We start from the raw sequence: 7,874 nt of genomic DNA on the forward strand, positions 1-7,874 counted from the left end.
GTTGCCATGTCACTGAATACTCGTCCTAGAAAGGCGTTAGATTGGCTTACACCATTAGAGAAATTTGCTCAGCTTGTTGATTATCATAAGGCTTTTGAAACTGTCGCACCTCATGTTTGAATTCGCCCATTGTTAGCCTTTTGTAAAAAACAAAATATATATTTCCATTTATTATCAATACCTAAACTTTTAAAACAAACACAATTTAACTCAAAAATTAAAATGTAACACCTCTGATGTTTTTTAAAACACAAATTATGATATTAATAATAAATCTACTGATCAATTAATGTAGATTAATTCTAATCTTATGAGGTTCAGTAAAATGACTAATCAAAATCAACAGCAGAAAAATCAGCAACAGCAGCAGCCAAATCAACCGCAAAAAAAGCCAGATCAGCAACAACAGCAACAGCAACCAGACCAACCGCAAAAAAATCCGAATCAGCAAAAACAACCGAACCAAAACCAGAAAAATGACCAACACGCTCAACAGAAATAATAGTTTTTCATGTTGAATAATATTATTAAATTCTTAAACTCATTCATTAATTAAATCCAACTAAGAATTTTTTTTGAATTCTTAGTTGGATAGAATTGGAGTTCATTATGACTATCAATGACCATCAAGACGAAAACCCAATCAAGCATGATTGGCGTACAGATTATTCAAACCGCCCATATTACGGCGATATCCAACGAGAACTTCCTGATGTAGATTATGACCGTGATCTTCGTTCAGCCTATGAATTAGGTCAGCATGTCCGAAATGAGCGTGGTACTGATGCACGATTTGAGGATTCAGAAAGTGATCTAAAAGTAAAATGGGAAGAACTAAAGGCTGAATCACGCTTAAAGTGGGAACAAGCCAAACATGCGATTAAAGATGCATGGGACAAAATGTAAGCCAATATAATGATAATGAGCCTTTTAGGCTCATTATCAGCACATCTAAATAATAATTAAATAGGTGTAAAATGGACTTTATAAAAATACTATTAGCTGATACTACATTTACTTTTGCAGCAGAAATTGTACTTCGTAGTGTCTTGATGTACTTCCTGATTATCTTAGTTTTAAGATTTTCTGGTAAACGTGGTGTTAGGCAACTTTCCATCTTTGAAATCGCAATTATTCTTAGTTTAGGATCTGCTGCTGGCGATGCTATGTTCTATGAAGAAGTTCCGATCATACATGCTGTCATCGTTTTTGCAGTAATTATGGCTTTATATCGCTTAACAACTTATTTAATGATGAAATCCGATGCTATTGAGACCGTATTGGAAGGTCGACCTATATACATCGTCAAAAATGGTTTACTGATTGTTGAGGATATTAAGCAAGAAAAGTATTCATACGATGAGTTCTTTGCTGAAATGCGCCAAAAAAAAATAGAGCATCTCGGACAAGTTAAAATAGCACTGCTTGAGACTGATGGCTGCCTAAGCGTGATCCCATATTCTAAAGAAAATATAAAATGGGGCCTTCCTCTGTTTCCCGATGAATACCAAATCGCAGATCATCATAATGTCGATCACTTTTATTCTTGTATGTTGTGTGGTCAAACCCAACGTTTAAATCATTTAAATGAAGAATGCCCTCGCTGTCAAAATACAAAATGGGCTAAATCCTGTTTGTATTGTGAGGAATATCAAAATTAATAAGCTTTTGTTTTGACTTAGATTAATTCAATATTATTTAAAATGAATAGTTTAAGCGAACAAAAAATACACATTTCTTTACCTTACTCAAAGCGTAAATACTTAAAGTTTATATGGGTATCTTTGATCCAAAAAAGAGTTTTCTTGCAAGTAACTCATATTCGATTGTAGATAACCTATTAAATTGTATAAGCACAAAATATCCGTCAACAAATAAGCCATTAACTTACGTGAAAATAAATACTTATTTTCATAAAACTTTATAAAGCAAATGTATAAGAGAATGTGATATGAAAGAACCAAATACACCAAAAATCGACCAGCTTTCTGAGGAAGCATACGTGGATCCTATAGGTAAAACTCTTACCACTTCTTTAGGTGTTCCCGTAGCTGATAATCAAAATAGTCTAAAAATTAATGAGAAAGGCCCTACTCTTCTCGAGGACTTTCTTCTAAGGGATAAACTTATTCATTTTGATCGTGAGCGTATTCCAGAACGTGTTGTACATGCTCGAGGGGTCGGTGCTCATGGTTACTTTCAAGCTTATACCGGTAATGAAAAATGGACTAAAGCTAAGTTCCTAACGGACACAAATAATCGAACTCCTATCTTTGTCCGTATTTCTACAGTTCAAGGTGGGCGAGGTTCGGCTGATGTCGTTCGAGATGTACGAGGTTTTTCTATAAAATTTTATACTGAAGAAGGAAATTATGATTTGGTGGGGAATAATATCCCTGTCTTCTTCATTCAGGATGCTATTAAATTTCCGGACTTTGTTCATGCAGTAAAACCAGAAGATGCCAATGAAGTTCCAACTGGTCAATCTGCCCATGATACTTTCTGGGATTTTATTTCTTTAAACACCGAAGCATCACATATGACTACTTGGATAATGTCTGATAGAGCAATTCCAAGAAATCTACGCTCTATACAAGGTTTTGGTGTTCATACATTTAGATTGATTAATAAGAATAATGAAGCATTCTTAGTGAAATTCCATTGGACTCCAAAGCAAGGGGTAGCTCAAGTCGTCTGGGATGAAGCCTTAAAAATTAATGGCAAAGATCCCGATTTTCACAGACGTGATCTGTGGGATGCTATTGAGCGTGGCAATTACCCGGAATGGGAATTAGGCGCACAAATTTTCTCTGAAGAAGATGCAAAACAATGGGACTTTGATGTCTTAGATGCTACAAAATTAATCCCAGAAGAACTTGTACCTGTCACTCCACTAGGTAAATTTGTTTTAAACAAAAATACAGATGATTTTTTCGCAGAAACAGAACAAGTTGCTTTTAGTCCTGCAAATATTGTCTCAGGTATAGATTTTAGTAACGATCCCCTTTTACAAGGACGGCTATTTAGCTATACGGATACTCACTTACACAGACTAGGTACGGTAAATTTTAATCAAATTCCAATTAACAAACCCGTTTGTCCTTTTCATACGAATAGACGAGGTGGTTATGCTAATCACGAAGTTTATAAAGGAAAGGCAAATTATGAACCTAATTCTGTTGATGAAAATTGGCCAAGAGAATCACCTAATGACAGTGGTGCCTTCAAGACACATCCTGAAGAAGTACAAGGCAGCAAACTAAGAGTTCGACCAGAAAGTTTCGCTGATCATTTCTCGCAAGCCACAATGCACTACCATAGTTTGGAAAAACATGAACAACAGCATATTAAGGATGCATATTCTTTTGAATTATCTAAGGTTAAATCGGAAGATATCCGCAGACGTGTAGTTTACGCTGTCTTAGCTAATATTGACTTGGACTTAGCTGAATATGTTGCGAAAGAGCTAGGTATTAAAACTCCCCCTAAACAGCAAGATAGTCTGCACCAACCCGTAATTGCATCTTCGAAAAGATTAAGTACCTCATCTTTTCCTGCATCTGATATTAAACAGCGAAAAATTGCCTTGCTCGTTCATAACGGTGTAAATGCGTCATCAATAGATGATATTAAAATATGGGCTGAAGCCGAAAAAGCTATTGTGGAAACTTTAGCACCGAACGCAGCCCCTGTTAAATCTTGTGATGGCAATGAAATACCAGTAGATGGAAGACAAAATGGCGAGCCTTCAGTGACTTATGATGCCGTAATCGTGATTGATGGGAATAATTTAGAAGTATTTAAGGCTGATGGAGTTTCTAAACATTATGTATTAGAGACATATAAGCATCTCAAGCCCATTGTTTTCCTGGGTGATAAATGCGCTTTAATAGATGAGTTTCAGCTCACTAAGGATGCAGCTCTATTCTCTACTCAAAATTTTAAAGAGATCCAAGATCAATTCAAACAAGCTATTCAAAATCACCGTTTGTGGGATAGAGAAAAAGTTGTCGCAGCTATTCCAGCATGAATTTATTTGAGATTAAAAGTAGTGTAAGCATTTGATTTCAAAAAGCCCTCGACGAGGGCTTTTTGATCTACTTTTGCTCTTTAAGTGGATTCTCAGGCTCTTCATTTGGTTTTTTCTGAGGATCTGGATTCTGATAGGTTTTCTGATCACCCTTGTCATCGTTTGATTCTTTTTGAGGATTGGACTCTTGCGTTTGTTTATTAGTCATAGCGATTCCATCACCAGTATAGCTTATATAAATAAATATGACTTGTAGAGCTGAGTATCAATTATAGATATGTAAAACTCACTGTTTTTAGGTTTAATACTGCAAATTCTTATGTGAGCACTGCGTTGACGATACTAAATTGTTTTGAAATCATTTTATTCTTAGTTGGGTTATTATTTGAGCGATGATTACAAAGAATAAAAAGGGATAAGTCTATGTGCGCAAACTTTGAAGCTATCAGAAAGAATCGTGCTTTTCTCCTAGATCTCCCTGAGCCTGATCAGTTGGAGTTCCCTGAAGACATTTTCCCGAACTATCCTTCACCTTTGATCTTTTCCAATGACGGCAAGATCGAATGGAGATCAGTTAATTTTGGAATGATTCCCAAATGGGCCAAGGAAAAGAATTTCGGCAAGTACACATACAATGCCCGGACTGAGACGGTCGCTGAGAAACCCAGTTTTAGGGAAGCTTGGCATAAGTCTCAGTTTGGCTTGATTCCAGTCGAAACCATCTTTGAACCTAAATATATTGACGGGAAATCTCACTGGTATGGGATTGCTCGTGAAGATGGCATGCCCTTTACAGTGGCGGCCATATACGAGAATGCTGTCATCAATGGAGAGCAAATCCGATCGATGAGTATGCTCACTATGAATGCTGATAAACACCCTTTCATGAAGCAATTCCATAAGCCTAAAGATGAGAAGCGTTCGATCATCGTAATCCCTGATGAATACCGCAAAGAATGGCTGAATTGCAGCTTTAAAGAGGCGCATGAATTCTTCTTTGAAATGCAGGATGAGTACATCTCCTTCCCTAAATCCCGCTTATCCGAAAATGGTGCTCAACCTAATTTAATTTGAAGGTGCATTGATTATCCACAGCTTTTAAATTTGAAATTTAATTTGCCACCGACTATCCTAAAAAAAGAGTTCAGTTCCAAACACGCCTCGTAGCGTAGGAGTCAAACATGTCAAAGAAACTACCGATCTATTTCTCGGATGACGTCTGGTCATTCCTTCAAACACTTATGGGCCCAGATGGTGCTCCAAGTCCTACCGTCAATGCTGTATTTGAAAAAATACAAAAAGAGCATGAGCTAGGGTCTAAGTTTGATCTTAAAGAAATTTCAATTAAAACCCGCCTCGAAATTCCTTCTGCATTGGAACGGTTTTCTGCAGGTCCTGCTTTTGGTACCAAAGACCATATTGATAAGTCGATCGACTTAAATGACTTTCTGATCTTCAATCCTATATCCACATTCATGGGACGGGTTGATAGTGAGTCTATGCTTTACGCTGGCTTTGAAATTGATGATCCTTTTCTGGTCGATAAGAGTATTACAGCACAGCATAGAGATATCGTTTTAGCTCTCATCGATGAGCGTGAAATAACACTTAAGCGGTTAATGATGACCGCCAAGATGTCAAAACAAGAAATCAAAGAAATGTTTGGGGATGAAGACTACAAACTTCCCCCTATTTGGCTAAGAGCTGAAAACCCAGCTTACGAGCATATTATTCCTAAAGACAGCCAATCTATCTCTATCCAAGGGGTTGTTACATTCAACCTCAAGCAATTTTATAGACGCTCTACCAGCAAATAAGAAGTATAAAAAATGAAAGCTGAAAATCGTATATTCGCGTTAGTCGACGTGAATAACTGCTACGTCAGTTGTGAGCGTATTTTTAATCCGTCCCTCAATAATCGTCCGGTCATTGTTCTCTCGAGTAATGATGGTTGTGCCGTGGCGCGCTCCCAAGAAGCCAAAGACATTGGTATTAAAATGGGTGTGCCGGTATTCCAGATTCAAGACATCATCAAGAAGCATGACGTGCAGGTGTTCTCCAGTAATTTTGCCCTATATGGGGCTATGTCACGTCGTTTTATGACTTTGCTGGGGATGTATGTTGCACCAGGAGAGCAAGAGATTTATTCAGTTGATGAATGCTTCTTGGATCTCACCAGCTATGAGCACTTATTTGATTTAACTGACTATGCTCAAGACATTCGTAAGACCGCTTGGCAGTGGCTCACTTTACCCTGCTGTGTAGGTATTGGCCGCTCAAAAACAGAAGCAAAAATTGCTAATCACCTCGCCAAGAAGAATAAATTTTTTAATGGGGTATGCAATCTGGTCGATATGGACCCTTGCTCAACTGAAGCCATGCTTGCCCAAGTCGACGTTGGCGAGGTTTGGGGTGTGGGTCGTCAGAACTGCAAAAAGCTCAATGCGATGAATATCCGTACCGTTTTGGATTTAGTTCAAGCGCATCCAGCAGAAATTAAAAAGCAGTTCAGCATTCTCATGGAGAAGACCGTACGAGAGTTGAATGGGATCTCATGCATTGATCTAGAAAGTGATGCCCCGGCTAAAAAGCAAATCATCAGTAGCCAATCTTATGGCCAACCCATTTACGACATTGAAAACATCAAATCCTCAGTGCGTTTTTACGTGCAGAGAGCTGTCTCAAGGCTTAGGGATGATATGTCCTTATGCAAAATGATTGGGGTGTTTATTCAAACTGGTCGCTTTGATAAATGTGCAAAATACACACCTTACGTGATTATGCAGCTGCCCGAGCACTCCGATGATGTTTTAGAGATTACCCGCATAGCGATGCAGGCAATTGATGAGGTATTCAAACCCGGCTTTAAGTATAAAAAGGCAGGCATCATCCTGATGGAGATCATACCTAAAACCAAATTCTCCCCTGACCTATTTACAGATTATTCGCTACAGATTAAGCGAGCCAAGCTCTCCGACGCCTTAAATCACATCACCCACAAGTATGGCAAGAACACGCTGTCCTTGGGTTTATGCGGGCGCAAAGATGAGCACTGGCAAATGAATCAAGAACGCAAATCCCCGAATTATTTAACCGAATGGAATGAACTCTTTAGAGTGAGATAAGACTATGCATATTTATAAACTTTCAAATGAACAATTGGCACAGATTTTAATTCCTAAGCGGTTCGTGCCGCCTACTCCTGAAGAATTCAAAGACAAGAATATGGTCTATGTCTTTGACAGTGAGGATAAGTTTGAGCTGACTTATGATGAGCTGGTTGAGATTATTGGTAAGGCTAGACAGGCTGGACCTAGAATGATTCCAGTGTTGGGAACAGTAAACTAAAACAATCGGCAGGAATACGGGTTTTAGAGAAATTGAACAATTGAAGTAGGTCAAAAATGAGAGATGAATTAAAAGAAATTTTTATTCGTGGGTGCAACGAGAAAATTGAGAAAAAAGGAGAAAATGTCGGTCTATCCTTTTATGCTTTCTTCAAGAATAAAAATGATAATCCAGAACTAATAATGGAGGCTGCTCACTGGTGGATTATGAAACACAAATTAGATCACTTCGAGAAAGCAGTTAAAGTTAGGCAACTTGTTTTAGGTGAGTCAAAGTAATAAAAAACAATGATAGAGCGCTTAACTCTATCATGGTTTGATATAGGATATTGATTATTACAATAAAAATTATAAACAAAGTACAATATTAAAATCTTAGTCTTTAGCTAACATAATCTTCAGTTGATATTACTTGAGCATATGCAAATTCAAAAGCGGCCATTAATGTTGCATGGACATGACCAGCAGGTACTTTAACGCCATTAAATTCCAAGTCT

The 7,874-nt window shown here is 37.7% G+C and carries 10 protein-coding genes and 1 pseudogene; 10 read left to right on the forward strand and 1 reads right to left on the reverse strand.

Features of this window, described 5'->3' with window-relative positions; translation table 11 throughout:
- The 5 genes and pseudogenes from MF4640_RS19160 to MF4640_RS17910 all read left to right on the forward strand — a co-directional run.
- Positions 1 to 120 (forward strand): annotated as a pseudogene (locus MF4640_RS19160) (IS30 family transposase); the annotation flags it as partial.
- Between the two features lie 205 nt (positions 121 to 325).
- On the forward strand, positions 326 to 502 hold the full coding sequence (locus MF4640_RS19565; RefSeq protein ID WP_004986537.1) for a hypothetical protein: 177 nt from the start codon (positions 326 to 328) through the stop codon (positions 500 to 502).
- Positions 503 to 609: 107 nt separating this feature from the next.
- The gene (locus tag MF4640_RS17900; RefSeq protein ID WP_078390427.1) at positions 610 to 906 is read left to right on the forward strand and encodes a hypothetical protein; all 297 of its coding nucleotides are present in this window, start codon (positions 610 to 612) and stop codon (positions 904 to 906) included.
- A gap of 71 nt (positions 907 to 977) precedes the next feature.
- Positions 978 to 1,661 (forward strand): DUF421 domain-containing protein, encoded by a 684-nt coding sequence (locus MF4640_RS17905; RefSeq protein ID WP_004986536.1) that lies wholly within the window; start codon positions 978 to 980, stop codon positions 1,659 to 1,661.
- A gap of 290 nt (positions 1,662 to 1,951) precedes the next feature.
- Positions 1,952 to 4,030: a catalase gene (locus MF4640_RS17910; RefSeq protein ID WP_010326902.1), complete on the forward strand. Its 2,079-nt coding sequence runs from the start codon at positions 1,952 to 1,954 to the stop codon at positions 4,028 to 4,030.
- Positions 4,031 to 4,097: 67 nt separating this feature from the next.
- Here MF4640_RS17910 and MF4640_RS19570 read toward each other — a convergent pair whose 3' ends face one another.
- Positions 4,098 to 4,238 carry a hypothetical protein gene (locus MF4640_RS19570; RefSeq protein WP_004981682.1) on the reverse strand — a complete coding sequence of 47 codons (141 nt, stop codon included), beginning with the start codon at positions 4,236 to 4,238 and terminating at the stop codon, positions 4,098 to 4,100.
- A gap of 215 nt (positions 4,239 to 4,453) precedes the next feature.
- On the opposite strand from MF4640_RS19570, the gene MF4640_RS17915 reads away from it, so the two are divergent.
- From MF4640_RS17915 to MF4640_RS17935, 5 genes are all read left to right on the forward strand, one after another.
- Positions 4,454 to 5,104 carry an SOS response-associated peptidase family protein gene (locus MF4640_RS17915; protein ID WP_078390428.1) on the forward strand — a complete coding sequence of 217 codons (651 nt, stop codon included), beginning with the start codon at positions 4,454 to 4,456 and terminating at the stop codon, positions 5,102 to 5,104.
- Between the two features lie 107 nt (positions 5,105 to 5,211).
- Positions 5,212 to 5,847 (forward strand): LexA family protein, encoded by a 636-nt coding sequence (locus MF4640_RS17920; protein WP_078390429.1) that lies wholly within the window; start codon positions 5,212 to 5,214, stop codon positions 5,845 to 5,847.
- A 12-nt stretch (positions 5,848 to 5,859) separates the two neighbouring features.
- Entirely contained in the window at positions 5,860 to 7,155 is a 1,296-nt protein-coding gene (locus tag MF4640_RS17925) for a Y-family DNA polymerase (RefSeq protein ID WP_078390430.1), read from the forward strand.
- 4 nt (positions 7,156 to 7,159) lie between these two features.
- Complete coding sequence (locus tag MF4640_RS17930; RefSeq protein ID WP_005324296.1) at positions 7,160 to 7,378, forward strand: hypothetical protein; 219 nt, start codon at positions 7,160 to 7,162, stop codon at positions 7,376 to 7,378.
- Between the two features lie 56 nt (positions 7,379 to 7,434).
- Positions 7,435 to 7,656, forward strand: coding sequence for a DUF6500 family protein (locus tag MF4640_RS17935; protein ID WP_010326907.1), 222 nt, complete (start codon positions 7,435 to 7,437; stop codon positions 7,654 to 7,656).
- Positions 7,657 to 7,874: the final 218 nt, after the last annotated feature.

This window comes from Acinetobacter sp. MF4640 (genome assembly GCF_002018895.1).
Classification (GTDB): domain Bacteria; phylum Pseudomonadota; class Gammaproteobacteria; order Pseudomonadales; family Moraxellaceae; genus Acinetobacter; species Acinetobacter johnsonii.

Coding starts and splice junctions, on each gene's coding strand:
- MF4640_RS19565 (WP_004986537.1), top strand. CDS start 326: ATGACTAATCAAAATCAACAGCAGAAAAATCAGCAACAGCAGCAGCCA.
- MF4640_RS17900 (WP_078390427.1), top strand. CDS start 610: ATGACTATCAATGACCATCAAGACGAAAACCCAATCAAGCATGATTGG.
- MF4640_RS17905 (WP_004986536.1), top strand. CDS start 978: ATGGACTTTATAAAAATACTATTAGCTGATACTACATTTACTTTTGCA.
- MF4640_RS17910 (WP_010326902.1), top strand. CDS start 1,952: ATGAAAGAACCAAATACACCAAAAATCGACCAGCTTTCTGAGGAAGCA.
- MF4640_RS19570 (WP_004981682.1), bottom strand. CDS start 4,238: ATGACTAATAAACAAACGCAAGAGTCCAATCCTCAAAAAGAATCAAAC.
- MF4640_RS17915 (WP_078390428.1), top strand. CDS start 4,454: ATGTGCGCAAACTTTGAAGCTATCAGAAAGAATCGTGCTTTTCTCCTA.
- MF4640_RS17920 (WP_078390429.1), top strand. CDS start 5,212: ATGTCAAAGAAACTACCGATCTATTTCTCGGATGACGTCTGGTCATTC.
- MF4640_RS17925 (WP_078390430.1), top strand. CDS start 5,860: ATGAAAGCTGAAAATCGTATATTCGCGTTAGTCGACGTGAATAACTGC.
- MF4640_RS17930 (WP_005324296.1), top strand. CDS start 7,160: ATGCATATTTATAAACTTTCAAATGAACAATTGGCACAGATTTTAATT.
- MF4640_RS17935 (WP_010326907.1), top strand. CDS start 7,435: ATGAGAGATGAATTAAAAGAAATTTTTATTCGTGGGTGCAACGAGAAA.